Source organism: Vibrio gallicus, from assembly GCF_024346875.1.
GTDB classification, from domain to species: Bacteria; Pseudomonadota; Gammaproteobacteria; order Enterobacterales; family Vibrionaceae; genus Vibrio; species Vibrio gallicus.
The window spans coordinates 1,704,953-1,731,489 of sequence record NZ_AP024871.1; the positions used below are offsets into that span (position 1 = coordinate 1,704,953).

A 26,537-nucleotide genomic window follows, 5' to 3' on the forward strand; every position below is an offset into this window, starting at 1 on the left:
TTATGTCACTACTAGAATTTTTCCGTCCTAAAAAGAAATCAACGGCTAACCTTGCCAAAGAGCGCTTACAGATAATCGTTGCTGAGCGTCGTAGCCAAGATGACCCAGCACCGGCATATTTGCCTGAGCTAAAAGCCGATATTCTACGCGTGATAAGTAAGTATGTAGATGTTGATCCGAACATGGTTGATGTTAGCTTTGAGCAAAAGCATGATGATATTGCCGTGCTTGAGCTCAATGTAAAACTGCCAGATGACGATAATTAATTACCGATTTGCACAGTGAAAATTGAGCCACAAAAAAGCGACTTTTGAAGTCGCTTTTTTTATGCTTTGTTTCTACGCTTAGCTCTCTAAACGAGCTAACAGTTTTTTACCCACTAAAGGCTCTCGCCAGCCCTGCATTAAATCAGGAATAGATTGTGGATCTTTATTCTTACGCCACACCCAAGAGATAAGCTGATTAATTTGCTTCTTAGAGGCTAAGAACTCACTGGCAAGCTCCGTAGTTTGCGCCACCAGCTTTAATTCATCTTTTAAAACTTTAAAGATCTGTTTGTAGCCCGTTGCGTCAGCCAAACGCTCTATCTTGTCTGGCCATTCAGATTCTGGCGTCTGCTGAGCACTTTCTACCATGTGAGAAATCACACGACCATAACGTTTTACCGAGCGAACATCACAGTCACGGCGCTCCATCTCACGCCATGAAGTGACTTCAAATCGAGCAATGGTAAGCAAATCGGCTTCCTTAAATACAAAGTTTAAGGCTAGGTCTTTTTTCACTGCTTGCTCATATCGCCACGCTGCCAAAGGCTTAAGGATACTCAGTTGCTTAGGCGTTAACTGCCATGCACCTTTAATATCTTTATACGCCATTTGCGGGTCAGTATTGCGCACTCGCTTAGCCAGTTGCAAAGCGGTTTCTTGCAATGCTTGTTGCCAATACCCTAGCTCTTCAATCTTGTTTTGTAGCTTTTCAAACATAGGGAGCAGATAGAATACATCCGCCGCCGCATAGTCGAGCTGTTTTTGGGTTAGCGGTCTTGCCAGCCAATCGGTACGCGACTCACTCTTATCGAGTTCAACCCCAAGGTACTCATTTACTAACGCTGCAAAGCCCGTTGATAAACCGTGCCCTAAGAATGCCGCCATAACCTGCGTATCAACCATAGGCTGTGGCAGAGCCTGAAAATGATGCTGGAAAACCTCGATATCTTCACCACAGGCATGCAATACCTTCATCACGCTCTGATCTTGTAACAGGTCAACAAATGGGGTGACATCGGTAATCACATTGGTATCAATCAGCGACAAAACCTCACCGTCGAACATCTGCACTAATCCCAGTTGTGGGTAGAATGTGCGGGTTCTAACGAATTCTGTATCTAACATTACCGTTGCTTTACTACGGGTAGCGTCACACACTGTTTGCAACACATCGTTGCTAGTCACTATTTGATAATTCAAAATATTCTCACAAAAATTAAAATCGCCCTTTAAGGGCGATTTAGGATTATGCTTTTTGATCTTGTTCAGTTCGCAACTCTCGTCGCAGGATCTTACCGACATTCGTCTTAGGTAAGTCTTCCATAAACTGCACTATCTTAGGCACTTTATATCCAGTTAAGTGTTGACGGCAATGCGTAATCAACTCTTCTTTGGTTAAAGAAGGATCACGCTTCACAACACATATCTTAACAATCTCGCCGGAAACCTCGTGCGGTTCCCCTATTGCAGCAACCTCAAGTACCTTACCATGCAGTGCTACAACATCTTCTATCTCATTAGGATACACGTTAAAGCCCGACACCAAAATCATATCTTTCTTGCGATCGACAATGTGTAGGAAGCCTTCATCATCAAAACGAACTACATCACCCGTTGATAACCAGCCCTCTTGGGAGATAACATCTCGAGTCGCTTCAGCACGCTTCCAATAGCCTTGCATAACCTGTGGCCCACGAACTTGCAGTTCTCCGACCTGATCCATAGCTAGAGGATTGCCTTCATCATCGACGATGCGCACTTCAGTTGAAGGTACCGGAACACCAATCGACCCATTGTAATCGGTCATATCGTGTGGACAACCTGATACCAAAGGCGAACACTCAGTCAGACCATAGCCCTCAAGCAAGAATACACCGGTTGTCTTTTTCCATTTTTCGGCCACGGCTTTTTGTACTGCCATGCCCCCACCAACTGCCAGTTGCAAACGGCTAAAATCTAATTCTTGGAAATCTTCGTTATTTACCAAGGCATTAAATAGGGTGTTTACACCTGTTATGGCAGTAAATGGCACCTTCTTCAGCTCTTTAATAAAGGTTGGGATATCCCTAGGGTTGGTAATAAGAAGGTTGTGGGCACCCAGCTCCAAAAACAGTAAGCAGTTTACGGTTAAAGCGAATATATGGTACAGAGGTAGCGCAGTAACCACTAGCTCTCGCCCTTCTTCGAGCTTGGCACCATATGCCGCCTTAGCTTGCATGACATTAGCAACCATATTGGTATGGGTTAAGATAGCGCCCTTAGCAACACCGGTTGTACCGCCGGTATACTGAAGGAATGCGATATCCTCGCCACTCATAAATGGCTTAACGTATTGCAGGCGACGCCCTTTATGTAAGGCTTTCTTGAACGAAATCGCTCCCGGCAAGTCATATTTAGGCACCATACCTTTGACATACTTCACCACAAAGTCAACTAAGGTACCCTTAGCGGTTGGAAGCATTTGTCCTAGGCTAGTCAATATCACGTTTTTGACTCTGGTATTATCTACAATCTGCTCTAAGGTATTAGCGAAGTTGGACACAATAACTATGGTCTCTACTTCTGCATCATTAAGCTGATGCTCTAGCTCACGAGGGGTATAAAGCGGATTGACATTCACCGCAATACAGCCTGCTCGCAACACACCAAATAGTGCGATTGGGTATTGCAACAGGTTTGGCATCATCAAGGCGACGCGGTCACCTTTTTTTAGCTTTAGTTCATTCTGAAGATAGGCTGCGAATGCTCGGCTACGCTCTTCCAGCTTCCGGTAAGTCATCACCGAACCCATATTTAGGAAAGCGGGTTGATCGGGAAAACGTCGAACACTGTTTTCAAACATCTCTACTAACGAGGGATAAATATCTGGGTCGATAGTTTCTGGCACGTCAGCAGGATAACGGGAGAGCCAAGGTTTATTCACTACATTACTCCTGAAAAAATAGGGGCGCATTATATACCCCAATTGGGGCTTCGTCAGCGTCTAATAGCACTGATTTCGTATTAATATAAGTAGGTTAGCCGAAAATTAGCCCTGAGTTCATTTTACGTTCACAAAAGTAAAAATTTACTGGGCTAATAGCTCGAAAAATGCGCGAGCAAGTGGCTCTGGAGATGTCATATGACAGTGGTGCCCCCCTTCAAGCTCAATTAACTGGGTGTTGGGGTTGGGATTATCTACAAAGCGATGGGGTAATTCCGCAAAGCCTTGTTTGCCTAATACCAGCAGGTTTTTAGTCGGTAAGTGGGCGATCACTTGCTTGGCGTGTTGTGGTGGCATTCGATACAGTGAATCCGCTTTTAGTTTTTTATCGTGGCGCCATTGCCAGCCATATTTGGCCTCGACAGCATCCCGATAGACAATCGGAGCAACCAACTCTTTAGCAAGGCCTGTGGTGGTAGCCCTAAGTGTTATCATCTGCGAAATATCTGCAAAATAACGCGCAGGTTTATCAACAATGCGCTGCCGACTCTGTATGCCCTTTTTAAGGCGAGAGATTGCGTGATACTCCTCCTCAAACATTGGCCCATACCCCTCTATCTGAGTAAGGCTAGCAACATGTTCAGGAAATGTCGCACTATAACAACTGGCAATCAATGCCCCAAGGGAGTGTCCAACTAAGTGAACTGGACGAGAAAGCTTGCCTATTACTTGATGCAATACATCTAGATAATCATGAAAGGGATAAAAGCCAGATTGGGAGTGTGAACTCAGTCCATGCCCAGGCAAATCAAGAGCAATGTACTCAAATTGAGGCTGAATGCGTTGCATACTCTCAATTAAGGGCTCAAATGACGCGGCGTTGTCCAACCAACCGTGTAGCAATAATACCGTCGCTGTTGGTGCGTCAGGTGCAAAGCGTAGCGCCTTTAACTTATGTTCAGCTAAAACAATATCCATCTTACTCCACCTGTTGAATAACTTGTCCAGTGGATGGGCCGATCCTTACTTCTCGACAATACAATGAGCGACAAGGAAACATACTTGATGGGCTATCATCGATGATAACCGTCTCTTTTATCTTCCATAGATGGTAACCCGATACTTTTAGGACGGGGAATCGATACTCAAACTTACCCACCATACCTTGCTCATAACCGGAGGCTTCTCCTAATACAGTCACCAAGCGCCCCTTGGCATAGGTCACTGGGTCCACAAAGCCATCGATATAGGCGACAAAGCGCCCTTCTGGCTCAATATTGAGGTTCGGTTTGCCATTATTTGATATTGGTAGATTGACGATTTCCAAGCGAGTACGATTAGCCTCGTTACTTACCTTAGCTATCACACCCCCTAAACGCACACTCGTTACCTCTTGTGGCGCTGTGTTTATCCATCCTTGATAATCGGTGGTGATATTTATGTCTTGGCTATCGATAGGTTCAGGCAAAGAAGCACAACCTGCTACAAACAATGAAATGAATAACACTAGCGCCTTTGCCATTGGAACCTCTTGCGGTTAAGTCGTTATTCGCGACCTGGTAGTTTTTTCCATGCCACCTTATCTCTAAGGTATACCGGAGCTGCCTCTTCGGCGCTTACCAAGGGTGCGCTATCCCACTCTTGCACGGCGATAGTGACAATGTCTTGAGACTCAGGATATAGCACACCACTTTCGGTAGTAGATAACGCCAACCCTTCAAGCCCATCTTTATATGCCTCCCAACCGGTTCCCGCTTGCATCCACGCTTTATCGTCGGCTTTGGTCTGTTCTACAAGCTCTAAAGGTGGAATTACACACTCTTCATCCACTTCAATCCAGCGGCCAGTGGTGTCTTTACTGTAGCGCCCCCAATATATCTCACTCATACGGGCATCGATTGCGGCTACCACATTATTAGAGCCTAAAGTGCGATGAACGCCTTGCGCCATAGCTTTAAGCGTTGATACGCCTAACATAGGTAAATCAGCGCCAAACGCCAGCCCTTGAGCAACACCAATGCCAATACGCACACCCGTAAAACTGCCAGGACCTTGTCCATACGCTAAACCGTCTAGCTGCTTGAGCGACAGCCCAGCCTCAGCCAAAATCTCATCAACCATAGGTAGGATTTTGGTCGTATGTCCGCGAGGCGACACCTCACCACGATAAAACAGTTCGCCATCTACCCAAAGTGCTGCCGAGCAGAACTCAGTAGAGGTATCCAAAGCTAAAATTTTAGCGCTCATGTTACTCTCAATGTCTTCATTGGGCACAAAGGCCCGTTCAATATCACTTGCGATCACTGTCGCAAGCCTGTAGAAAATCTTTTACCGCTGAGATGCTGCGAGTCCTTGGCATCGGTGGCAAACTGGATAAAAACCACTTCCCATAATCCCGAGTTACCAAGCGATTGTCACAAATAATCAACGCACCACGATCGGTTGCATCCCGAATTAATCGCCCTGCCCCTTGCTTAAGTGCGATAACCGCATCCGGCAGTTGTACCTCATAGAATGGGTCACCGCCACTTAGCTTGCAATCTTCGATGCGAGCCTTAAGTAGTGGGTCATCCGGGGCGGTAAAGGGTAATTTGTCGATGATAACACAGCTTAAGGTGTCACCTCTAACATCTACCCCCTCCCAGAATGCTCCTGTGGCAATGAGCAAGGCATCCCCCAACTCAACAAACTCTTGCAATAGCGCCTGCTTGCTACTTTCACCTTGCATCAGTACCGGTAGGGTTAAGCATTCACGAAAGCGTTCAGTGAGGTTTTTTACCATGGCATGTGAGGTGCATAAAAAGAAGCAGCGCCCTCTGTTTATCTCAATGACAGGCGCTAGCATAGATACCAGTTTTTGCGCCATCAACGGGCTATTGGGCTCAGGTAAATAACGCGGCACACATAGCGTAGCTTGAGTTTGATAATCAAAGGGACTGTTAAGTGCCATTTGCTGCTTGGGTATCAATCCGAGGCGAGAGGTAAAATGGCTAAAGTCGTCAGAAACCGATAACGTAGCCGAGGTAAATATCCAGCTACCTCCTTGCTCATCAACCTGTTGCTTGAATTTATCTGCAACCGAAAGCGGAGTGATGTTCAAAGAGAAATGGCGCCGAGTACAATCAAACCAATAGGAGTACCCCATAATTGCAGTATCGCATACCCGCTGTAAGCGATTCTGTAATAGCGTAACTCGGTCAAAAGCCGTATCGAGTAGTTGCGAGCGACCTAAGGCAACCTTTAACACCTCTCGGGTAAGCTGTAACCCTTCAGAAAGACGCGTCACATTGCGCTGCACATCACTGCTTTTTAAGCTCTCGCGCCAGTTACCTCGAAAGCCGGGTTCACCTAACGCTATGCGCAATTCGGCAGCGCAACTGACTAGCCTGTCTGCCACCTTTTGCAGCTGACGCATGTCTTTGGCTTCGGTGCGATACGCAATCTCTATATCTTTGGCTAGATCGTTTATCTGGCGCGAACTTAAAGACTGACCAAAATATTGGCTGGCAATATCTGGGATCTGGTGCGCCTCATCAAAAATAAATACCTCCGCCTCAGGAAGCAGTTCCCCAAACCCGGTTTCTTTTACGGCTAAATCCGCTAAAAAAAGGTGATGGTTCACCACCACCAGATCCGCTTCTAGGGCTCTGGTTCTGGCTTTAAATACAAAGCATTCTTGATAGCTCGGGCACTCTTTACCTAAACAATTATCGTTATTAGAGGTTATGTCGGAGATTATAGGACTGTCTTCAGGCAGTGACTCACACTCGCCCAAGTCACCCGATTTTGTAGAAGATGACCAGTTACGAACCTTAACTAACTGACTGAGCAATAGAGGATCAGCATGCTGTCCATGGCTCTCGATCATCTGGCGGCTCAATCTATCTAAGCACAAATAATTAGAGCGCCCTTTTAACAAAGCTACTCGCCCAGTAAAGCCTAAAGCGTCCACCATTAACGGAAGGTCACGATGGAACAATTGCTCTTGCAGATTCTTAGAACCAGTAGACACAATTGCTTTTTTGCCACTAAGCAGCGCCGGGGCTAAATAAGCGAAGGTTTTTCCCGTTCCGGTACCCGCCTCGATCACAAGTTGCTGTTGCTGGGTAATGGCATCACTAACTGCTTGCGCCATTTCTGTTTGGGCATCACGTGGTAAAAAGCCTTGAATGGTTTTACCAAGCGCACCATCAACAGAAAACACCTTATTAATCTTCAACTTACTTCCTTTAATGGGATGTTAATTTCCCTAAAAATTCCATCATTTCGGCTGGAATCAAAACTATTCTTGAGTATAGTGGTGGCATTAGTTCTTTAAAGGAATCCTTTTCATGGAAAGAAAAACACTTCTAACCCATTGCTCTGATGAGCCGGGTCTTATCGCCAAGATCACCAATATCTGCTACAAGCATCAGCTAAACATTATCCATAACAATGAGTTTGTTGATAATACTTGCGGTCATTTTTTTATGCGCACGGAACTTGAGGGTAACTTCAATGATGCCGTATTACTCGAAGACTTAGAGTTAGCGCTGCCTAAAGGCGCGAGTAAATCCTTAGTAGATTCTTCCAAAAAGAAGGTAGTTATATTAGTCACCAAAGAAGCTCACTGCTTGGGTGACATCCTAATCAAGGCCTTCGATGGTTCTCTCAATATCGATATTGCCGCTATTATAGGCAACTATGACACCCTGCAACCCCTTGCGGAAAAATTTGATATCCCATTTTGTCATGTTAGCCATGAAGGGTTAACCCGCGAACAACACGAAGCCAAGATCACCGCCGCTATTGACCAATATGCACCTGACTATTTAGTGTTAGCAAAATACATGCGCATATTAAATCCAGGCTTTGTGGCTCAATATAGGCATCGCATCATTAACATTCACCACAGTTTCTTACCTGCCTTTATTGGGGCTAAACCTTACCTGCAGGCATATGAGCGTGGCGTTAAAATCATCGGTGCCACCGCGCACTTTGTTACCGATGATCTTGATGAAGGCCCAATCATTAAGCAAGACGTTATCCCAGTCGACCATAACTTCAGTGCAAAAGACATGGCACAAGCAGGACGCGACGTAGAGAAAAACGTTCTCAGTAAAGCACTAAATAAAGTCGTTAATGACAATGTATTTGTTAACGGTAATAAGACCGTTATCTTATAGTCCTTGTTCTGACTCAACTACAGCTTTTAATGGATGGGGGTGAAGCTTAATGCACACCCCTTGCTTTTTAATGGCGACAGTTGGGTTTGCTAGGCGCTCTCCCTCCCCTTTTGGGCTTGAAAGCTTAACCTTGTAACCTTGATTGTCTAACGCGCCTGCTAGGCCACAAAACCGCTGACATAATTCTGCTAGATAATCCTCTGCCACCAGCGCATCTGATGGAATAACAAACTCAACATGCTCCCAATCTTGATTGGGATAGGGTTTAGCCGGGTAAGGCAACTCAAGGCATTCAATGTTCCAGTTTTTATACTTAATCGGATTCTCAAGCAACATCACCACAATTGGACGACCATTGATATTGGCCTCTGAGATAGTGCGTCCATAATCTTTCCACGCCTGATGAGCTAAGCTAGCCACCTCCCAATCGTTAATGCGCAGTGCAAGGTGATCGGCTTGAAACGCGTCAATCGGGAGCCCTAACTCCTGAGCTAAGGCTTCGACCTTATGCATAAAATCACTAACGCGCTGTAGCATCTGAACCGGATGTAACTTCTCTTGCTGTAATCTGTTCAACGGAATCTTACCCTTGCCTAGTTATTGTAATTAACTGCGTGATTGTAACTGCAAATATGAATAGCTCAAGACTCTCGATTCATCGCCGTTTAATTGGTATTATAAACGCCATTTTCTAATTTTAGACAAGAAGGCGAGCATCGCCTTCATGACACTCCTTGAATGAAGGATTAGCGCGTGAATATCCAAGCACTTATTAACGACAAAGTTTCCCAAGCACTCGAAGCTGCGGGCGCACCAGCAGGAAGCCCTGCCGCAGTACGTCAATCAGCAAAAGCACAATTTGGTGATTACCAAGCTAACGGCGTAATGGGCGTAGCAAAACGACTGGGAACTAACCCTCGAGAGTTCGCGCAAAAAGTTATTGAAAACCTAGACCTAGACGGGATCGCCAGCAAGACTGAGATTGCAGGCCCAGGCTTTATCAACATCTTCCTTAGCGAAGAATTCTTAGCAAAATCAGCGCAACTGGCTTTAGCTGACTCACGCTTAGGTGTGGCGCAAGAAGCACCACAAACTATTGTGGCTGACTATTCTGCACCAAACGTTGCCAAAGAGATGCACGTAGGTCACCTTCGCTCAACTATTATCGGTGATGCGGTAGTTCGTACCCTAGAGTTTCTAGGCCACAAAGTAGTTCGCGCCAACCATATCGGTGATTGGGGTACTCAATTTGGTATGTTGATTGCCAACCTTGAGCGCGTTCAAAAAGAATCTGGTGAAGTTTCTATGGAACTTTCTGACCTAGAAGCTTTTTATCGTGAATCCAAAAAGCTTTACGATGAAGACCAAGATTTTGCGGCTAGAGCACGTAGCTACGTAGTTAAACTGCAAGGTGGCGATGAATACTGCGCGCAAATGTGGAAAAAACTGGTTGATATCACTATGGTACAAAACCAGCGCAACTATGACCGTCTAAACGTTTCACTTACTCGTGAGCACGTCATGGGTGAAAGCATGTACAACGACATGCTTGCTGGTATTGTTGCAGACCTTAAACAACAAGGCTTAGCAGTAGAGGATGACGGTGCTCAGGTTGTATTCTTAGAGGAATATAAGAATAAAGATGGCGACGCTATGGGTGTTATCATCCAAAAACGTGATGGTGGCTTCCTATACACCACAACCGACATCGCTTGTGCAAAATACCGCTTTGAAAAAATTGGCGCAGACCGTGTGCTCTACTTCATTGATTCACGCCAGCATCAGCATCTAATGCAAGCTTGGACCATTGTCCGCAAAGCAGGCTATGTACCTGAAGAGGTTTCTCTTGAGCACCATGCATTCGGTATGATGCTGGGTAAAGATGGTCGCCCATTTAAAACCCGTGCCGGTGGTACAGTACGTCTAGCTGACCTTCTTGATGAAGCAGAAGAGCGTGCAGCTAAGCTTATTGAATCAAAAAACCCAGATCTAGAAAGTGCAGAGAAGAGCAAGATCGCGAACACAGTAGCTATGGCAGCTGTGAAATATGCTGACCTTTCTAAACACCGTACAACCGACTACGTGTTCGATTGGGACAATATGTTGGCATTTGAGGGTAACACCGCACCTTACATGCAATACGCATACACTCGCGTAGCATCAGTATTTGCTAAAGCTGGCATCAATATGGATGAGCTTAAAGGCGACATCATCATTACTGATGAGAAAGAGAAAGCGCTAATCGCTAAGTTACTTCAATTTGAAGAGGCAGTTCAAGCGGTTGCTCGTGAAGGCCAGCCACACATTATGTGTAGCTACCTATTTGAGCTTGCAGGTCAATTCTCTAGCTTCTATGAGGCGTGTCCTATCTTAGTCGCCGAAGAAGAAGCCACTAAGCAAAGCCGTTTGCAACTGGCAGCCCTTACTGCAAAAACAATTAAGCAAGGCCTATCTCTACTCGGTATTAATACCCTAGAGCGCATGTAATTCATCGCTTAATTCGCTTTATATAGCCCACGCCTCGCGTGGGTTTTTTTATGTCTAATTTTTATTTCAAGTCGCAAATCTCATTTATGCTAGCAATAAATCAATGTTATTAAGATGTTAGATGTAACGATTAGTTTGCAGGGAGAACTGGCCGTATTGCTCAATTTAACAACAGTTAAATTTCATAGATTGATCTACCCCTCACTAATCACTTTTATAGTCTTTTAACTTGCATAAAAAATTGTTTAACTCCCCTGATTAAGACATAAATCAAACATTTCAAAAGTGTATATGAATCTATACACATAGCACTTAAAAGAAATAAGCAATATAAATTAACGGAGTAATTGTGGCGACTAGTAACCCAACAGCATCCCCTCGTGATAATTGGGGCTCAAGATTAGGATTTGTAATGGCAGCGGCAGGATCGGCTGTCGGTCTTGGTAATATCTGGAAATTTCCATATACAGCGGGTGAAAATGGCGGCGGTGCGTTTGTTCTTATCTACCTAGCATTTGTGATTGTAATTGGTTTTAGTGTCATGCTAACTGAGTTTGCTATTGGTCGACACACCAGTCGTGCCGCTGTTGGCTCTTTCAAGACTACAGACAAGCGCTGGACCTTTGTTGGTGTAATTGGTGTATTGAGTGGCCTATTAATTATGGGATTCTATCCTGTTGTTGGTGGTTGGGCTCTGGCTTATATTCCTAAGATAGCCTCTGGTCTTCTAAATACCCCAGACGCGATTGGTGACAGCTTCGGTGGCTTTATTTCTAATCCAATTCAACCACTTATGTGGATGGCCGCTTACCTAGTGCTAAATATTATCATTGTGAGCAAAGGTATCTCTGGTGGTATAGAAAAAGCAGGCAAGATCCTTATGCCACTGCTGTTTATCATTTTAATCGTGGTGGCAGTAAAAGGGCTTTCACTTCCAGGCGCAAGTGCCGGTCTTGAGTTCCTATTCAAACCAGATTTCACAAAAGTCGATAGCCATGTGGTTCTGGCCGCTCTAGGGCAAGCTTTCTTCTCTCTTAGCTTGGGTATGGGTTGTATGATCACATACGGTAGCTACCTGAAGAAGAAAGAAAACCTTGTTCAAACTACAGGTATGGTTGTAGGTATGGACACAGCAGTTGCTCTTCTAGCTGGTATTGCTATGTTCCCGGCTATGTTTGCTTTCAATATGGAACCTGCCGCAGGTCCTGGTTTAGTGTTTGTGGTTGTTCCGCAGCTATTTGCTGAAATGGGTGGCATTGGGCTAGTGTTTGCGATGATGTTTTTTATCGGCCTAACTGTGGCAGCTCTGACCTCGTCTGTATCTCTGCTAGAGGTTGTGGTTTCTTACCTTATCGATGAGAAAGGCATGAAACGCGTCAACGCTGTTCTTAGTGCAAGTGCGGTAATGGCAGTAATGTGTGTATTTGCTTCACTATCTCTAGGTGGGCTTGGTCCTAAGCTATTCGATACTGGCGTATTTGATATCTTTGACCTATTAACCGATAAAGTATTCCTTGCTGTAGGCGGTATGCTTATCTGTATCTTTGCTGGCTGGCGTCTAAACCGTGTTGACCTTGAGAAAGAGATCACCAATAACAGTAAGATTTCATTTCCACTATTCGGCCTTTGGTACAACCTGGTTAAATTCGTCATTCCAGTTGCGGTTGCAGTTGTTGCATGTGCGGGTATCCTAAGCGGCTTTGATAGCGGCAAGGGACCAATCATGATCCTTGCTATTGCGATTATCGGATTGACCGCGGTCTTTTCTAAGCGCTTTTAAACTAAGGGTTAACTAAAAAGGCTCTCGCTATGCTAAGCAATTTCACTTGGCTGATGCTAGAAACCTGATACCAATCAAAAAGCCCCTAATATACGGCCATCCAGCCAGTAGTTAGGGGCTTTCACCAGACAAAAACCCATCTCCCCACTCAAACACCAACTCAGGCAGTTTGAATCGCTAGATCTACCAAAACCTATGGCTTATCGCTATACGATATTACGCCACCCCAAAAAACATAACAAACATCATTCATATGCATGAGCTGAGCACTGCAATACATCTATTATTAATATGAATTAGACTTGCACTGTGTAACCAATTTGATACCGTATGCCCGTCGCAAGACACACTTCAGGGCGGGGTGAGATTCCCCACCGGTGGTAAAAGCATTGCTTGAGCCCACGAGCGCCTTCGAATACCGAAGGGTCAGCAGATCTGGTGTAAACCCAGAGCCGACGGTTATAGTCCGGATGAAAGAAGTAAATCACACTAGCCTCAAGCTAGCGTAAGTATTGTTGAGCAGAAACATTCAATTCAGTATCTACTGGATAGTATCTTCTGTGCAGCAAGCTGTGCCTCTTTTTTGCCCCTGCTACGAATTGACTTAATACTCGGAGATCATCGTGACAGGAATCATACTCGTTATGCTAGCAGCTACCCTATGGGCCGCTGACACCCTATTTCGTTATCCGCTGTTAGAACATAACAGCACCCTACAGATTGTATTTTATGAGCACCTAATTCTAGTGCTGATACTCGCTGCAATTCAGATCTTTGTTCCTAAATGGCGCTTTAGCTACATTAAAGGAACCCTATTTGGTTTTGTTCTAATTGGCATATTTGGCTCGGCAATCGGCACCTTAGCCTTTACCAAAGCCTTTAGCTTAATGAACCCTACTATTGTCATCTTGATACAGAAATTGCAGCCGATAGTGGCAATATCACTGTCGGTTATATTGCTCAAAGAGAAACTGCAAAAGCACTTCTTACTCTGGTCTTCAGTAAGCCTATTGGGAAGTATCGTGATGATTGCGCCCGATATACTGGCTCTACTCCATGAAGAAGCAACCTGGCATTATACGCCAGAGGTAATTGCAATCTTAAGTGGGTACGGCTGTGCACTACTTGCTGTTATTGCATGGGGCGCGTCAACCGTTTATGGCCGTAAGCTATCGCTAACAGGTTACAGTAGTGTGCAAATCATGTCGGGCCGCTTTGCTCTTGGGTTGATTTTCTTATGTTTTGCGATGGGATATAGCACAGAGCAGGTCTCACTATCAGAAGGCAGTTTAAGCTCTTTGGTTTATATGGTGTTGCTGTCAGGTCTGCTGGGTATGTTTATCTATTATAAAGGGCTGGAGCGCATTCCTGCGCGCTACGGCACCATAGCAGAGCTATTCTTCCCTGTCTCTGCTGTGGCAATCAACTGGTACGTATTTGATGCCACCTTAACTATTCCGCAGATGTTCGGTGCTATTATGCTAATCGGCGGTGCATTAATGCTAAGTCGTGAGCCCAATACTCATAATTCACAAACTACCAATGCAGTTCAATAGGAGCCTATATGACATTTGCTTTGCACCACCAACTACAAAAAGATACCGATGTTATTGGTCACTTTCCGCTATCGGTCGCGCTATTGCACAAAGACAGCACGGTTCCTTGGGTTATCTTAGTGCCGCGCTTGGAGAGTCTAGCCGAAATCCACCATATGACAGGTGCAAATCAGCAGCAGTTTCTTATTGAATCTCAAGCGGTAATGGAGTGTTTAGAAGCCTTATATAGCCCAGATAAGCTCAACTTTGGCGCACTAGGCAATATGGTTCCGCAGCTTCACATTCACCATATTGCACGCTTTAAAGATGATGCCGCTTGGCCTGGACCAGTATGGGGAAACACCACTGGCATAGAACGCAGTAATGAAGAGCAGCAATTTATGCTAGCCCAGATAAAACAAAAGCTTGATGAAAACGCACAGTTCTCACCAAGCTAATTTTAGCTAAATTGAATTACATCTTCACTGAGATGCCAATTCCTTTATTAAGTGCGTATCGTACGCCCGACAGTTTTCCATTTAAGGTGTCCTCGATACGCATTACCTCTCCACGCTGAATCCAACGCTCAAACATAGCATCCACCCCATCTTCAGACAGACCGAAGTGATTGGCTAATACCTTGCGCTCAGAGGTACCATTTGTTTCTAGGTATTGCTTTAACTGCTGTAAAATCATAATCGCACTCGCTAGGCTAAGTTTTCAGCATCAAGCAGTTGTTGTTTCTTGGCTTGTCGCTTCAAGCTATAGAAGACAGCTAACCCAAACCCGATAATAATAGCGATCCACATTGAGCTATAAGCAGGGTTATCAGCAAAGTGCACCACCTGGTTATATAGCACCGCACCGCTGTACGCTAAACCAAAGGTCCATACTGCAATAAAGCGAGCATATTTAGCGCCATACTCACGAACATATGCGCCCATAGCTACCACACATGGGGTGTATAGTAAGATGAAAATCAAATAAGCAAATGCGGTATGCGCTGAGCCAAACTTACTTCTCAGGTTAGCAAACACCGATACATCTACATCTTGCTCCTGCGCTGCAGCACCAGCATCATTAACATCACCAACCTGAAGGTTTAATGGGTCCGTTGGGTTAATACCGGCTAGATTTTCAGGGATAGACATCACAGCCTCTTGCAAGCTTCCCATCAAATCGTATTCTTCATCTGACTTTTCAGCTGTGGTCATGTAGAGACTATTTAGTGTTCCAACCACTGTTTCTTTGGCGAAGATGCCCGTCACAATACCTACCGTCGCAGGCCAGTTATCTTGTTCAATTCCCATTGGCGCAAATACCGGTGTAACCACCTGAGCAACTTTAGAAAGAACAGAATTTTGACTGTCTTGGTTGCCAAAACTTCCATCAACACCGATTGAGTTAATAAAGGTCAAGATAGCCGCTACCACTACGATGGTTTGACCCGCACCAAATACAAAACGCTTTAGCTTGTGCCAGGTTTTAATAACTACATTCTTTAGTTGTGGTATTTCATAGTCTGTCATTTCCATGATAAAGCTATCGCTATTACCTGGATAGATGGTGTACTTCAGCACTAGGCCGGTGAAGACCGCCGCTACAATACCCAATAGATACAACGCAAATACTACGTTCTGTCCCGATTCAGGAAAGAATGCGGCTGCGAATAAGGCATAAACCGGCAGGCGAGCACCACAGGACATAAAAGGTGCCATAGAAGCGGCTAAGCGGCGCTCGCGCTCTTGATCTAGGGTACGACTTGCCATAATTGCTGGGACGTTACAGCCAAAACCAAGCACCAAGGGTACAAAAGCCTTACCCGGAAGCCCTACTTTCTGCATCACTTTATCAAGCACAAACGCTGCGCGAGACATATAGCCCGACCCTTCGAGCAGGGTCAAGAACAGATATAGACCGCCGATAATAGGCACGAAGCTAGCAACAAGTTGTATGCCTCCACCAATACCGTCTGCAAGGATCGTCACTATCCAAGCTGGGAGAACCCCATCTAAAAGATGGTGTGTACCGCCAACAAATACTGCGCCAAATGAGATATCGAAAAAGTCTTGTAGCGCAGTACCAACATTGATGGAAAACATAAACATCAAATACATAACGGCGAAGAAAATAGGCACACCTAACCAGCGGTTTAGGATAACTGCGTCAATGCGCTCAGTTACACTACGCGTCACTCTTCCAACCTGAGCACGATTGGCTTTTGTTACCTGATGCAAAAATGAATATTTTACATCAGCGGTGTGCATTTCTATATCTAGATCGCTACCACGGCAGGTTGCCATAACTGCATCTCTTGCTTCACCAGACGCGTTATTTAACACCAACTGGTCTTGCTCAAGTGCACGTATCGCAATCGCGCGATTAGCCACTAGATCATAATCAAATAGGCTTGCGATGTTATCAAGGTAACGCTCACACTCTTCACCGTAATCCAGGTTCAAAGGTTCAACTTTCACCCCTTGAGCAAGCATCTTGTGCAGATCAGATTTAAGGGTATCGACCTCATGCTGCTTGGTTGCGCTTACCGCTAAGACAGGACAACCAATCGCCTTACTAAGCCCCTTAAGGTTTATCTTTTGCCCTTCTTTTTCCAGCGAATCCATTTTGTTTAGGATCACTACCATAGGGCGGCCAAGTTCACGCAACTGGAGGGTGACATACAGGCTGCGCTCTAAGCAGGTTGCATCAATAACGTTTATTATCAAATCAGCTGGCGAAGATAACACCGCTCGAGCTGCAATGGTTTCATCTAAGCTGTTGGCATCGTTACCACTATCTAGCGCGTAGATACCCGGCAGATCCGTTAGATCAAAATCATCGCCAGCTAGTGAGTAATAACCTGTCTTTTTCTCTACTGTTACACCAGCCCAGTTACCAACTCTTTGATTAGAACCGGTGAAGGCATTGAATAGTGTCGTCTTTCCGCTATTAGGGTTGCCTACGGTTAAGATTGAATAGTTCATTATGCAACCTCTACATCGATTTGTTTTGCAGTAGATTGGCGTAATGCGACACTCACATCACGCACGCGAATCTGCAGGGGATCGCCAAAGGGTGCAACACGAACAACGGTCACTTGGGTATTAGGCAATAACCCCATAACCATTAATTTTTTACGCGTTTGTCCATCCAATTGCTGCATGGATACTATGGTTGCTTGTTGCCCTAAAGGGATGTCTGCCAGTTTCATAATCTAAATGCCAATAATTATCATTTGAGTTAATGTAGCATACTGTACCCTACACAAACCTCGAATGGGACAAAAAAAAGCACCCTCTACAGGTGCTTTTGTGGGAAATTACTTTCCATAAATGAAAGGTTATTTTAGACAAGTCTCAAACTGGCGGCTTAGCTGATTAAGAAAATCAAAATACGCTCCGGGTTTAACCTCAATGCGAGAGGCAAGCGCATCTAACTCACCACGATTAACCGCGCTACCTCGCGTTACCGTTTCAATAATTGCAGGTTGGTACTGCGGCTCACTGAACACACATTTTACGTCACCTTTAGCAAGACGGGTCTTAATCTGTATCAGGCTTCGTGCGCCAGGCTTTCTCTCTGGACTCACCGTGAATGCACCAAGATGATTCAAGCCAAAAGACTCTTCAAAGTATCCATATGCATCATGAAACACATAATAGCCATTAGCTTTTAGAGGGGACAGGCGACTATCAATATCGAGTACAGTTTTATGTAATTGAACCAAGAATTGATCTAGATTTTGCTGATAATGCACCGCATTGTCTGGGTCCATAGCGGAAAGCTTGTGTGCGATGGCTGTGGCGATCACAGCAACTTGTTTTGGCCCTAACCACACATGTGGATCGTGTGTACCATGGTCATGCCCTTCATGTGCGTGAGCATGTTCTTCGGCAAACGCCCTACGCTCTAATTGCGGAATTTCGCTAATAGTAAGCACATTTTGTTGCCCTTCGACAGTTGCTGCCATAAAGGCTTCTAGGTCGTTGCCGTACCAAATAACAAGATCAGCAGAACGAATCTTCTTTAAGTCGGAAGGGCGTAATGCATAGTCATGGGGAGACATAGCGGAGCCGACTAATGCCTGAGATTTTGCTGAATTTTGGGTAATTTCTTGAGTAATCAGCTGGATAGGCTTAATACTACTAAGTACTTCAATAGCTTGAGCAGAAGACACAAACCCCAAACATGCTAAACACAATAAAATACGTTTCATTAAACCACTGACCTTGACTATAGAGATAACGGGATGCAAATGTTACATTATAACACTTCGCTAATGCAAACCTATCTATCACATAAAAACCACAAACGGCATTTATAGAAACAATTATGAAACAACTCATCGAACTGCAAAATATTAGCGTTCAATTTGGCCAACGAAAGGTGCTAGATAACGTCAGCATAACAATCAAACAATCTGAAATAACCACCCTTATCGGCCCTAATGGCGCAGGTAAGTCGACCTTAGTTAAGGTGCTTCTTGGGCTAAATACCCAATACAGTGGCAAGGTAGTTCGCGACAAAAAACTCCGTGTTGGCTATGTACCACAAAAGCTCCATCTCAATGATGCGTTGCCACTTAATGTGAATAAATTTTTGCAACTTGCTGGCAAATACAGCCAACAAGAGCGACAAGATGCATTAAATTTAGTCGGTGCAAGCCATCTAATTCACTCAGACGTACATAGCCTGTCAGGGGGCGAAACCCAGCGCATATTATTGGCCAGAGCACTATTGAGTCGTCCCGGACTGTTGGTATTAGATGAACCCGCACAAGGGGTTGATGTCCAAGGACAAGTTGAACTCTATAATCTCATCGATACCCTTAGACACAGATTTAGCTGCGCCATATTTATGGTGTCCCATGACCTGCACCTTGTGATGGCAAAAACAGATAATGTTATCTGCTTACAGCATCATATCTGTTGCTCAGGCACTCCTACCGTTATCGCTGAACACCCAAACTACATAGCAATGTTTGGCCAAAAAAATATCGACCAATCCAGCTTCGCCCTTTATCAACATCAGCATCAACATCACCACCATGACCTCTCTGGCGATACAGTCGAGGATGAAAGTGATGGGTGTCAACATGATTCACACGGACACAAACATGATTGAGTTCTTATTACCCTCTATTCTTGCGGGCATTGGTATCGCCATCGTTGCAGGGCCTTTAGGCTCATTTGTAGTATGGCGCAAGATGGCGTATTTCGGTGACACCCTTGCACACGCCTCATTAATGGGATTAGCGCTAGGCTTTTTATTAGATATCAATCTATATTTTGCGCTAATTGTTGTCTGTCTGAGTCTTGCAATTATCTTAGTGACATTGCAAAGGCAACAGCTCGTTGCAACTGACACACTACTCGGCATTTTAGCCCACAGTTCCCTATCGTTAGGTTTAATCGCCGTAAGCTTTCTTGATAATATTCGCGTAGACCTCATGGGGTATCTATTCGGTGATCTGCTGTCGGTATCCAATCAAGATGTTATGTTTATCTACCTTGGTGTATTTGCAATCTTGATAACCCTGGTCGCTTTTTGGCGACCGCTTCTGTCTAGTACCGTCAATGAAGAGCTGGCTGCAATTGAGGGAACGAATATTCATCTAATGCGTTTAATTATTATGCTAATGATTGGCCTAGTGATTGCGGTAGGGATGAAATTTGTTGGTGCGTTAATCATCACCTCTATGCTCATCATTCCAGCCGCAACGGCGCGCCGTTTTGCACGAACGCCGGAACAGATGGCTATCCTCGCCGCCGCAATCGGTGCATTATGTGTTCTCGGTGGGCTTAGTTTATCGTGGTTTTATGATACACCAGCCGGTCCATCGGTGGTGGTTAGCGCAACTTTCTGCTTTATATTGGCTCAGTTTAAAAAGGTCTAAGCGGTAAACGCTTGCTGCACTGTGTCAGCTAACCGCACAATTTGGACATAAAAAAAGGTTCACTAATGTGAACCTTTTTACTATACGGAGGCGGATTATTACCAGCCGGTTATCTCACGAAGGCCTTGACCAATCTCGGCCAGACTCTTCACCGTTTTAACGCCAGCTGCTTCCAAAGCTTGGAATTTATCTTCAGCAGTACCTTTACCACCAGAGATAATCGCGCCCGCGTGGCCCATACGTTTTCCAGGAGGTGCTGTCACCCCTGCAATGTACGACACAACCGGTTTAGTGACGTGCTGCTTGATATATTCTGCCGCTTCTTCTTCTGCAGTCCCACCGATCTCGCCAATCATAACAATAGCTTCAGTTTCTGGGTCTTCTTGGAATAGCTTAAGAATATCAATGAAGTTTGAACCCGGAATAGGGTCACCACCGATACCAACACAAGTTGACTGACCGAAACCTTCATCTGTTGTCTGCTTAACCGCTTCATAGGTTAGCGTACCAGAGCGAGATACGATCCCTACCTTGCCTTTTCTATGAATGTGGCCGGGCATAATACCGATCTTACATTCACCCGGAGTAATTACACCTGGGCAGTTAGGACCGATCATGCGTACGCCTGCTTCGTCTAACTTAACCTTCACATCGATCATATCTATTGTTGGAATACCTTCGGTAATCGTCACAATAAGCTCGATGCCTGCATCAATAGCTTCTAGGATGGCATCCTTACAAAAAGGGGCTGGAACATAGATTACGGTTGCCGTTGCACCTGTTACTTCGACTGCTTCGCGCACAGTATTAAACACAGGTAGACCTAGATGTGTTTGTCCACCCTTGCCAGGAGAAACTCCACCAACCATCTGCGTACCGTAGGCAATTGCCTGCTCTGAATGGAAGGTACCTTGACCGCCAGTGAAGCCTTGGCAGATTACTTTAGTGTCTTTGTTAATTAATACTGACATTATTTAGCCTCCGCAGCAGCTACAACTTTTTGTGCCGCGTCTGTAAGTGACTCCGCCGCGATAATATCAACGTCGGAACCCGCTAGTACCTTACGACCTAGGTCTGCATTAGTACCTTCTAGACGTACTACAACCGGTACATTCACACCGACTTCTTTAACTGCGCCAACGATGCCTTCTGCAATCATATCGCAGCGTACAATACCACCAAAGATGTTGACTAGAACCGCTTTTACATTGTCATCTGATAGGATGATCTTAAAGGCTTCAGCAACGCGCTCTTTAGTTGCACCGCCACCTACGTCTAGGAAGTTTGCCGGTTTGCCACCATGCAAATTAACGATATCCATTGTGCCCATCGCCAGACCCGCACCGTTAACCATACAGCCAACATTGCCATCTAGAGCAACATAGTTCAGCTCCCACTTCGCAGCATACGCTTCACGCTCATCTTCTTGAGACAAATCGTGCATTTCGCGTAATTTAGGCTGACGATATAGTGCATTTGAATCGATGTTAATCTTGCCATCTAGACACAAAAGGTTGTCTTCGGCAGTAATAACCAGTGGATTGATTTCAAGTAGCGCTAAGTCGTACTGTTCAAACATCTTGCCAAGACCCATGAAGATCTTCACAAACTGCTTAATTTGATCACCTTTAAGACCCAGCTTAAATGCTAACTCACGACCTTGATAACCTTGAGGACCAACTAGTGGATCGATTGCAGCTTTGTGAATGAGCTCAGGGGTCTCTTCAGCTACTTTTTCAATCTCAACGCCGCCTTCAGTAGACGCCATAAACACGATCTTACGACTTGCACGGTCAACGACCGCACCAAGATATAATTCGTTGGCAATATTAGACGCTTCTTCAACCAGGATCTTAGTTACCGGTTGACCGTTAGCGTCTGTTTGGTAAGTCACTAGGTTTTTACCTAACCACTTTTGCGCGAACTCTTTAACACCATCTTTAGTGTCATGCAGTTCAACACCACCAGCTTTGCCACGGCCACCAGCGTGAACCTGACACTTAACAACTTTTTTGGGGGTAGTTATACGACCAGCAGCCTCAAAAGCTTGTTGTGGAGTATCACAGGCATAACCCTCTGGTACTGGCAATCCAAACTCTGCGAAGAGCTGCTTCGCTTGATATTCATGCAAATTCATTGATTTCTTCCATCTTCATCCTGTATCAGACAACTCCGACACAGATTATCCTTGAGCTAAAGGCAAACCTTTAACAGGTGTAGGGTACTCTCGAGCTTGTGAACCTAAAGGTTCAACTGGGGGAAGTAACTCCCCCAATTTTTAGGGTCTTAAGACCCTTTTATACGTCTAGCAATAAGCGAGCTGGATCTTCAAGTAACTCTTTAACGGTTACTAGGAAGCTCACTGACTCCTTGCCATCAACCAAGCGGTGATCATAAGAAAGTGCCAGATACATCATTGGCAAAATCTCAACCTTACCGTTTACTGCCATTGGGCGGTCTTGGATTTTATGCATGCCTAAAATGGCTGCTTGTGGTGGGTTGATGATTGGTGTTGACATTAGAGAGCCAAACACACCGCCATTAGTAATGGTAAAGTTACCACCAATTAGCTCATCAACTGTCAATTTTCCGTCACGACCTTTTATCGCTAACTCTTTGATACCTTTCTCAATATCTGCAAAACCTAGCGTATCACAGTCTTTGAGTACTGGAGTAACAAGGCCGCGTGGGGTTGAAACCGCCATACTGATGTCAAAGTAGTTGTGATAAACGATATCATCGCCATCGATCGATGCGTTGATTTCTGGGAAGCGTTTTAGAGCCTCTGTTACCGCTTTCACATAAAAAGACATAAAGCCTAGGCGCACGTCATGACGCTTTTCAAAAGAGTCTTTATATTGCGCACGAAGCTCCATGATTGGCTTCATGTTTACTTCGTTGAACGTGGTCAACATCGCAGTATTGTTTTTCGCTTCCAATAGGCGATTAGCTACTGTTTTGCGAAGGCGTGTCATCGGCACACGTTTTTGACTGCGCGCTGGCGTTGCGAGGTCTTGCTGTAGAGGTGCTTCGGCCTTACTCGCTGGCTTAGCGGCATTACTCAGGTGTGCATCTATGTCTTCACGAGTGATACGACCGCCCACTCCAGTACCTTTTACATCTGACGCTTGCAGGCTGTGCTCTGCCAAAAGTCGACGTACAGCTGGGCTTAGTGCATCGTTGTTCTCTTCCGTTAAAGCAGCCTTATGGCGCTTGTCTGGAGACGCTTGGGTTTGCTCGGTAGTATCTTTGGTTGGCTCACCAGCAACTGCGCCTGGTTTTAGTCTGGCAATCAATTGCTTACTAAGAACCGTTGCGCCATCTTGTTCAATGATCTCTTCCAAAACACCCGCTTCTGGAGCCGGTACTTCTAACACTACTTTATCGGTTTCGATATCAACCAAGATCTCATCACGTTCAACACTTTCACCAGGTTGCTTGTGCCAAGTTGCAACCATAGCGTCTGCGACAGATTCAGGTAAATCTGGAACCAGAATTTCAATTGTCATTTGTCGGGATTCCTTATTCTTCTAGTTCTTTATCAATAGTTAACGCTTCGTCGATAAGCGCCTTTTGTTGTTTCAAGTGCACAGACATATAACCTACCGCCGGTGATGCTGAAGCAGGGCGTCCAGCATAACTTAGGGTTGTGTTAAATGGTGTAGCCGCACGGAAGTTGTGTTGGCTAGAATACCAAGCACCTTGGTTCTGAGGCTCTTCCTGACACCACACAAATTGCTTCGCTTCGGTATAGATGGAGATAGCTTCTCGAACATCTGCCAATGGGAATGGGTACAGCTGTTCGATTCGCACGATCGCGACATCATCAATCTCACGCTTGCGGCGCTCATCAAGCAAGTCGTAATAGACCTTACCCGAACAAAATACCACGCGACGAACCTTAGCTGGATCAAGCGCATCAATCTCATTGATACATGGCTGGAAGTTGCCTTGCGCTAAGTCTTCTAAGCTAGAAGTACACATTGGATGGCGCAGTAGCGACTTAGGCGACATAACAATCAATGGACGACGCATTGGGCGAACCACTTGGCGACGTAGCATGTGATATACCTGAGCTGGCGTTGATGGCACCACCACTTGAATATTCTGCTCAGCACACAATTGCAGGTAGCGCTCTAAACGTGCTGATGAGTGCTCAGGGCCTTGTCCTTCGTACCCATGCGGAAGCAACATAGTAATGCCACATAAACGGCCCCACTTTTGCTCACCCGATGAAATAAACTGATCAATAACAACCTGAGCGCCGTTGGCAAAATCACCAAATTGCGCTTCCCAAAGCGTTAAACCGCCTGGTTCGGCAGTTGCATAACCGTACTCAAATGCCAATACCGCTTCTTCAGATAGTACTGAATCAAAGACTTGGAAAGGACCTTGTTTATCATGCACATGCGCTAAAGGTACATAAGTACTGGCATCTTCTTGGTTGTGTAGAACGGCATGACGGTGGAAGAAGGTTCCGCGACCAGAATCCTGACCAGAGATACGCACTCGCTTACCATCATCGACCAATGTTGCATAAGCTAATGTCTCAGCCATACCCCAATCTAGAGGTTTATCTCCGGCAACCATCGATATACGGTCGTTATACAGTTTGTTTACACGGCTTTGTAACTGGTGGCTATCTGGATACTGGCATATGCGTTTGCCTAGCTCAGTTAGACGCCCAATTTCAACTTGATTGTCCCATTCGATATCCCACTCATGGCCCAAATATGGAGACCAATCAACCGAGTGCATCGCCATTGGACGCCACTCTTTGACCACCACTTCACCATGATCGAGGGCATCACGATATTCATTGACCAACTGCGTCGCGGTATCGATGCCAATCTCTTCGCGCTCCATCATCACATCAGCGTATAGCTTACGTGGGGTTGGATGCTTCTTGATTTTTTGATACATCAAAGGCTGAGTAGCATTTGGTTCATCGGCTTCGTTATGTCCGTGACGACGATAGCAAACTAGGTCAATCACTACATCGCGCTTAAACGTGTTGCGATAATCCAATGCAATGCGCGTTACGAATGCAACCGCTTCTGGGTCATCAGCATTAACATGGAAAATTGGAGCCTGTACCATCTTCGCGATATCAGTACAGTACATAGTCGAACGGGTATCTCTTGGATTAGATGTGGTAAAACCAATCTGGTTGTTGACCACAATTCTAACCGTACCACCCACTTGGAATCCGCGGGCAAGAGACATATTGAAGGTCTCTTGTACGACACCTTGTCCAGCAATTGCAGAGTCACCATGAATGGTAATTGGCAAGACTTTATCGCCATGCTTATCAGCTAAGCGGTCTTGACGAGCTCGAACCGACCCTATAACTACTGGGTTTACAATTTCTAGATGAGATGGGTTAAATGCCAAAGCAAGATGCACGTCACCACCTGGAGTGGCAAAGTCTGCTGAGAAACCCTGATGGTATTTCACATCACCAGTGCCCCATGTGTCATCGTGTTTACCGGCAAATTCATCAAACAGGTCTTGAGGCTTCTTACCCAGAACGTTGACTAGCATATTTAAACGGCCACGGTGTGCCATGCCAACCACGACCTCACGCATGCCGCTACGGCCTGCATGACGGATAAGCTCTTTGGTCATTGGGATAAGTGCATCCCCACCTTCAAGAGAGAATCGCTTAGCCCCTGGGAATTTAGCACCAAGATAACGCTCTAAACCTTCGGCAGCGGTAAGCTCATCTAGGAAGGTGATTTTTTCATCCAGAGAGAAATCCGCGTGCGACTGAACAGATTCAAGGCGCTGTTGTATCCAACGCTTTTGCTCTGTATTGGTCATGTGCATGTATTCTGCACCGACTGAGCCACAATAGGTGTTATTAAGTACCTTGTAGAGGTCACGAAGTTTCATCGTCTCTTGCGCTACAGCAAAAGAACCAACGTTGAAACTCTCGTTTAAGTCATCTTCTGTGAGGTTATGAAATGCAGGATCCAGTTCCGGTTGAACTGGTCGTTCCCACAAACCAAGCGGGTCTAGGTTTGCTGCTTGATGCCCACGAAAACGATAGGCATTGATAAGCTGTAAGACTTTAACTTGTTTTGCATCGACATCAGGGTCACTGACTGGAACGCTGTAATGCTTCGTTTCTTGTGCAAGTCTGCGAAAGTAATCACGAACACGCGAGTGGGATTGCTCCCCTGCTTCAGAAGTTTGCGCAGGCAACCCTTCAAAAACGCGCTTCCATTCTTCACTTATCAGATCTGGATCACTGAGATAAAGTTCGTAGAGTTCTTCTACGTACGTTGCATTGGCTCCAGCCAAGTGAGAAGACTCGAGCCAGGCCTTCATCACATTGTTATGCATATTTTCCCTTAACTAGTAATTTTATTTTTCACGATTTCGGTCTATGCCGAACTCATTTTCCAAAACAGTTGCTACACAGCTAAGTTGACTGGGTAACAGGCTTAACAGTTAACCTTGAAAAGCCTGAAATTTCAATC

Annotated in this window: 23 protein-coding genes and 1 riboswitch; of the genes, 8 read left to right on the top strand and 15 right to left on the bottom strand. The window is 45.3% G+C overall.

The window, feature by feature from the left end; translation table 11 throughout:
- Nucleotides 1-2: 2 nt before the first annotated feature.
- Nucleotides 3-266 carry a cell division topological specificity factor MinE gene (gene minE / locus OCU28_RS07880; RefSeq protein WP_261815661.1) on the top strand — a complete coding sequence of 88 codons (264 nt, stop codon included), beginning with the start codon at nt 3-5 and terminating at the stop codon, nt 264-266.
- A gap of 78 nt (nt 267-344) precedes the next feature.
- On the opposite strand, the gene rnd is transcribed toward minE, so the two are convergent.
- From rnd to OCU28_RS07910, 6 genes are all read right to left on the bottom strand, one after another.
- Nucleotides 345-1,466, bottom strand: coding sequence for a ribonuclease D (gene rnd, locus OCU28_RS07885; RefSeq protein ID WP_261815662.1), 1,122 nt, complete (start codon nt 1,464-1,466; stop codon nt 345-347).
- A 46-nt stretch (nt 1,467-1,512) separates the two neighbouring features.
- Nucleotides 1,513-3,189 (bottom strand): long-chain-fatty-acid--CoA ligase FadD, encoded by a 1,677-nt coding sequence (fadD, locus tag OCU28_RS07890; protein ID WP_261815663.1) that lies wholly within the window; start codon nt 3,187-3,189, stop codon nt 1,513-1,515.
- A gap of 144 nt (nt 3,190-3,333) precedes the next feature.
- Entirely contained in the window at nt 3,334-4,167 is an 834-nt protein-coding gene (locus tag OCU28_RS07895) for an alpha/beta fold hydrolase (RefSeq protein ID WP_261815664.1), read from the bottom strand.
- Between the two features lies 1 nt (nt 4,168).
- Entirely contained in the window at nt 4,169-4,711 is a 543-nt protein-coding gene (locus OCU28_RS07900) for a Slp family lipoprotein (protein WP_261815665.1), read from the bottom strand.
- A 23-nt stretch (nt 4,712-4,734) separates the two neighbouring features.
- Entirely contained in the window at nt 4,735-5,436 is a 702-nt protein-coding gene (gene tsaB / locus OCU28_RS07905; RefSeq protein WP_261815666.1) for a tRNA (adenosine(37)-N6)-threonylcarbamoyltransferase complex dimerization subunit type 1 TsaB, read from the bottom strand.
- A 43-nt stretch (nt 5,437-5,479) separates the two neighbouring features.
- Entirely contained in the window at nt 5,480-7,408 is a 1,929-nt protein-coding gene (locus OCU28_RS07910) for an ATP-dependent DNA helicase (protein WP_261815667.1), read from the bottom strand.
- 112 nt (nt 7,409-7,520) lie between these two features.
- On the opposite strand from OCU28_RS07910, the gene purU reads away from it, so the two are divergent.
- A complete protein-coding gene (gene purU / locus OCU28_RS07915) occupies nt 7,521-8,354 on the top strand; it encodes a formyltetrahydrofolate deformylase (protein ID WP_261815668.1) in 834 nt (277 codons plus the stop codon).
- Here purU and OCU28_RS07920 read toward each other — a convergent pair.
- A complete protein-coding gene (locus OCU28_RS07920) occupies nt 8,349-8,930 on the bottom strand; it encodes a VOC family protein (RefSeq protein ID WP_261815669.1) in 582 nt (193 codons plus the stop codon). The two genes, purU and OCU28_RS07920, sit on opposite strands and share 6 nt — an antisense overlap.
- Before the next feature lie 177 nt (nt 8,931-9,107).
- On the opposite strand from OCU28_RS07920, the gene argS reads away from it, so the two are divergent.
- The 4 genes from argS to OCU28_RS07940 all read left to right on the top strand — a co-directional run bounded on the left by argS (nt 9,108) and on the right by OCU28_RS07940 (nt 14,614).
- Nucleotides 9,108-10,841 (top strand): arginine--tRNA ligase, encoded by a 1,734-nt coding sequence (argS, locus tag OCU28_RS07925; protein ID WP_261815670.1) that lies wholly within the window; start codon nt 9,108-9,110, stop codon nt 10,839-10,841.
- Between the two features lie 349 nt (nt 10,842-11,190).
- Nucleotides 11,191-12,621, top strand: coding sequence for a sodium-dependent transporter (locus tag OCU28_RS07930; protein ID WP_261815671.1), 1,431 nt, complete (start codon nt 11,191-11,193; stop codon nt 12,619-12,621).
- Nucleotides 12,622-12,964: 343 nt separating this feature from the next.
- A riboswitch (FMN riboswitch) is annotated at nt 12,965-13,107 on the top strand.
- A gap of 137 nt (nt 13,108-13,244) precedes the next feature.
- Nucleotides 13,245-14,177 carry a DMT family transporter gene (locus OCU28_RS07935; RefSeq protein ID WP_261815672.1) on the top strand — a complete coding sequence of 311 codons (933 nt, stop codon included), beginning with the start codon at nt 13,245-13,247 and terminating at the stop codon, nt 14,175-14,177.
- Nucleotides 14,178-14,185: 8 nt separating this feature from the next.
- Nucleotides 14,186-14,614 carry an HIT domain-containing protein gene (locus OCU28_RS07940; protein ID WP_261815673.1) on the top strand — a complete coding sequence of 143 codons (429 nt, stop codon included), beginning with the start codon at nt 14,186-14,188 and terminating at the stop codon, nt 14,612-14,614.
- A gap of 16 nt (nt 14,615-14,630) precedes the next feature.
- On the opposite strand, the gene OCU28_RS07945 is transcribed toward OCU28_RS07940, so the two are convergent.
- The 4 genes from OCU28_RS07945 to znuA all read right to left on the bottom strand — a co-directional run bounded on the left by OCU28_RS07945 (nt 14,631) and on the right by znuA (nt 18,372).
- The gene (locus tag OCU28_RS07945; protein ID WP_261815674.1) at nt 14,631-14,852 is read right to left on the bottom strand and encodes a FeoC-like transcriptional regulator; all 222 of its coding nucleotides are present in this window, start codon (nt 14,850-14,852) and stop codon (nt 14,631-14,633) included.
- Between the two features lie 11 nt (nt 14,853-14,863).
- Entirely contained in the window at nt 14,864-17,140 is a 2,277-nt protein-coding gene (feoB, locus tag OCU28_RS07950) for a Fe(2+) transporter permease subunit FeoB (RefSeq protein ID WP_261815675.1), read from the bottom strand.
- Complete coding sequence (locus tag OCU28_RS07955) at nt 17,140-17,367, bottom strand: FeoA family protein (RefSeq protein WP_261815676.1); 228 nt, start codon at nt 17,365-17,367, stop codon at nt 17,140-17,142. Before OCU28_RS07955 ends, feoB begins: the two co-directional genes overlap by 1 nt.
- 129 nt (nt 17,368-17,496) lie before the next feature.
- Nucleotides 17,497-18,372 (bottom strand): zinc ABC transporter substrate-binding protein ZnuA, encoded by an 876-nt coding sequence (gene znuA / locus OCU28_RS07960; RefSeq protein ID WP_261815677.1) that lies wholly within the window; start codon nt 18,370-18,372, stop codon nt 17,497-17,499.
- Between the two features lie 116 nt (nt 18,373-18,488).
- Between znuA and znuC the strand changes: the two genes are divergently transcribed.
- The gene (gene znuC, locus OCU28_RS07965; protein WP_261815678.1) at nt 18,489-19,280 is read left to right on the top strand and encodes a zinc ABC transporter ATP-binding protein ZnuC; all 792 of its coding nucleotides are present in this window, start codon (nt 18,489-18,491) and stop codon (nt 19,278-19,280) included.
- Nucleotides 19,273-20,052, top strand: coding sequence for a zinc ABC transporter permease subunit ZnuB (gene znuB, locus OCU28_RS07970; RefSeq protein WP_261815679.1), 780 nt, complete (start codon nt 19,273-19,275; stop codon nt 20,050-20,052). Before znuC ends, znuB begins: the two co-directional genes overlap by 8 nt.
- A 98-nt stretch (nt 20,053-20,150) precedes the next feature.
- On the opposite strand, the gene sucD is transcribed toward znuB, so the two are convergent.
- The 4 genes from sucD to sucA form a co-directional block, all read right to left on the bottom strand.
- Nucleotides 20,151-21,023, bottom strand: coding sequence for a succinate--CoA ligase subunit alpha (gene sucD, locus OCU28_RS07975; RefSeq protein WP_261815680.1), 873 nt, complete (start codon nt 21,021-21,023; stop codon nt 20,151-20,153).
- Nucleotides 21,023-22,189 (bottom strand): ADP-forming succinate--CoA ligase subunit beta, encoded by a 1,167-nt coding sequence (gene sucC, locus OCU28_RS07980; protein WP_261815681.1) that lies wholly within the window; start codon nt 22,187-22,189, stop codon nt 21,023-21,025. Before sucC ends, sucD begins: the two co-directional genes overlap by 1 nt.
- A gap of 160 nt (nt 22,190-22,349) precedes the next feature.
- Nucleotides 22,350-23,561, bottom strand: coding sequence for a 2-oxoglutarate dehydrogenase complex dihydrolipoyllysine-residue succinyltransferase (odhB, locus tag OCU28_RS07985; protein ID WP_261815682.1), 1,212 nt, complete (start codon nt 23,559-23,561; stop codon nt 22,350-22,352).
- A gap of 13 nt (nt 23,562-23,574) precedes the next feature.
- Nucleotides 23,575-26,400, bottom strand: a complete 2,826-nt coding sequence (gene sucA, locus OCU28_RS07990; RefSeq protein ID WP_261815683.1) for a 2-oxoglutarate dehydrogenase E1 component — start codon at nt 26,398-26,400, stop codon at nt 23,575-23,577.
- Nucleotides 26,401-26,537: the final 137 nt, after the last annotated feature.

Bases quoted from the DNA above. Each gene is read 5' to 3' on its own strand.
- minE (WP_261815661.1), top strand. From the start codon at position 3: ATGTCACTACTAGAATTTTTCCGTCCTAAAAAGAAATCAACGGCTAAC.
- OCU28_RS07895 (WP_261815664.1), bottom strand. From the start codon at position 4,167: ATGGATATTGTTTTAGCTGAACATAAGTTAAAGGCGCTACGCTTTGCA.
- OCU28_RS07900 (WP_261815665.1), bottom strand. From the start codon at position 4,711: ATGGCAAAGGCGCTAGTGTTATTCATTTCATTGTTTGTAGCAGGTTGT.
- tsaB (WP_261815666.1), bottom strand. From the start codon at position 5,436: ATGAGCGCTAAAATTTTAGCTTTGGATACCTCTACTGAGTTCTGCTCG.
- purU (WP_261815668.1), top strand. From the start codon at position 7,521: ATGGAAAGAAAAACACTTCTAACCCATTGCTCTGATGAGCCGGGTCTT.
- OCU28_RS07940 (WP_261815673.1), top strand. From the start codon at position 14,186: ATGACATTTGCTTTGCACCACCAACTACAAAAAGATACCGATGTTATT.
- OCU28_RS07945 (WP_261815674.1), bottom strand. From the start codon at position 14,852: ATGATTTTACAGCAGTTAAAGCAATACCTAGAAACAAATGGTACCTCT.
- feoB (WP_261815675.1), bottom strand. From the start codon at position 17,140: ATGAACTATTCAATCTTAACCGTAGGCAACCCTAATAGCGGAAAGACG.
- OCU28_RS07955 (WP_261815676.1), bottom strand. From the start codon at position 17,367: ATGAAACTGGCAGACATCCCTTTAGGGCAACAAGCAACCATAGTATCC.
- znuA (WP_261815677.1), bottom strand. From the start codon at position 18,372: ATGAAACGTATTTTATTGTGTTTAGCATGTTTGGGGTTTGTGTCTTCT.
- znuC (WP_261815678.1), top strand. From the start codon at position 18,489: ATGAAACAACTCATCGAACTGCAAAATATTAGCGTTCAATTTGGCCAA.
- znuB (WP_261815679.1), top strand. From the start codon at position 19,273: ATGATTGAGTTCTTATTACCCTCTATTCTTGCGGGCATTGGTATCGCC.
- sucD (WP_261815680.1), bottom strand. From the start codon at position 21,023: ATGTCAGTATTAATTAACAAAGACACTAAAGTAATCTGCCAAGGCTTC.
- sucC (WP_261815681.1), bottom strand. From the start codon at position 22,189: ATGAATTTGCATGAATATCAAGCGAAGCAGCTCTTCGCAGAGTTTGGA.
- odhB (WP_261815682.1), bottom strand. From the start codon at position 23,561: ATGACAATTGAAATTCTGGTTCCAGATTTACCTGAATCTGTCGCAGAC.
- sucA (WP_261815683.1), bottom strand. From the start codon at position 26,400: ATGCATAACAATGTGATGAAGGCCTGGCTCGAGTCTTCTCACTTGGCT.